Annotated in this window: 2 protein-coding genes; both read right to left on the bottom strand. The window is 61.6% G+C overall.

What is annotated here, in order from left to right; genetic code table 11:
- Positions 1 to 969 (bottom strand): IS110 family transposase (locus ABIB06_RS38820; RefSeq protein ID WP_354070417.1); only part of this gene is annotated, 969 nt, incomplete at its 3' end.
- A partial coding sequence (locus ABIB06_RS38815; protein ID WP_354070419.1) for a hypothetical protein occupies positions 962 to 1,215 on the bottom strand: 254 nt, incomplete at its 5' end. The genes ABIB06_RS38815 and ABIB06_RS38820, both read right to left, overlap by 8 nt.

Raw genomic sequence — 1,215 nt, 5'->3', positions numbered from 1 at the left:
CCACGAGGTGAAGTGCTTTTCGGTCCGCCACTTGGTCAGATCCGTGCCAACTTCGCCGATGAGCTGCAAAACGCTGTACTCGCTATGGGCGGGCAGTGTCGTCAGATCCTTGGCGCCACAGATCTGCGCGAGGATCTCCCGCAGATCCGCGATATCCGGCGCATTGACACCCGGCCGCGTGCGCGGTTTTCCTGTCTTTGTCGAAGCGGCCGGTGGCGGCACCTTCGCGTCCGGCATCTGGCGAAGGACGACCGCAATCTGGCGATCGCAGGCGGCGATGAGGCCTTGATAATGGTCCCAGCTTTGAACGGCCTGCGCGAGGGCGAACAAATGTTCTTCGGCCCAGTCGCCGCGCAGCGATTCGACGACGCGCTCAGCTTTGACGTTGCGGATTCGAATATCGCATAGACCCAACAGGACCTGCGGATCGCGTTCACCGACGAGGATGGCGCGGATCACGGTCAGACCGCTCGCCCCGGTCAGAGAGCTGATGACTTCGTGCAGTTTGATATTCATCCGCTCCAGCGCTTTTTGCATGTGCTGGACATGTCCGGCGGCCGCCGCGATGTGGTCCCCGCGAAGGCGCAGATAGTCCTGCAGACGGCGGATATTGGCCGGGGGAACAAAGCCCGCCCGCAGCAAGCCATGCGCATGCAGCGTGGCGCCCCACTGGCAGTCTTTCATGTCGGTCTTGCGCCCCGGAAGATTGCGCGTTTGGCGGCCATCGACCATCACCACCTCCATGCCCGCAGCTTCCAGAACCCCATAGAGCGGTAACCAATAGATCCCGGTCGCTTCCATCGCGACTGAGCGCACCTGATGTTCGGCCAAATAGTCGCGTAGCGCATGCAGCTGCGAGGTCACCGTGCCGAACAGCGCGGGTGGCCCACCCGCGATCGACACATGCATTTTCTCGCTGCCGACATCAACAAAGGCTGCACGCGGATCCAGCACCGCCAATTCACTCATTCAAGCCCTCATGTCCTTCTGCTGTCCATTCTGGTGCGAAGCCCCGCCAAGAGCCCAACCGCGCTTTGAAATTGCAAACCTCTCCAACGGGAAGCGCAATGCTCGCCAAAATGTGCAATCGCCAGCGATCGGAGCCAACCTCATGGCCGGGCAACCAAGTGCACCAGAGGATCATGCGGCCACACTGCTCCAGGCGGAACCCCGCAGCCACGATACCGTGTTCATGGTCCGTGTGCAGCGCCGGTT

The sequence above is a fragment of the Bradyrhizobium sp. LB8.2 genome (assembly GCF_040548035.1).
In the GTDB taxonomy this organism is placed as follows: domain Bacteria; phylum Pseudomonadota; class Alphaproteobacteria; order Rhizobiales; family Xanthobacteraceae; genus Bradyrhizobium.
Note: the sequence above shows the minus strand (reverse complement) of the source record. Positions and strands in the feature narration are given on the sequence as shown.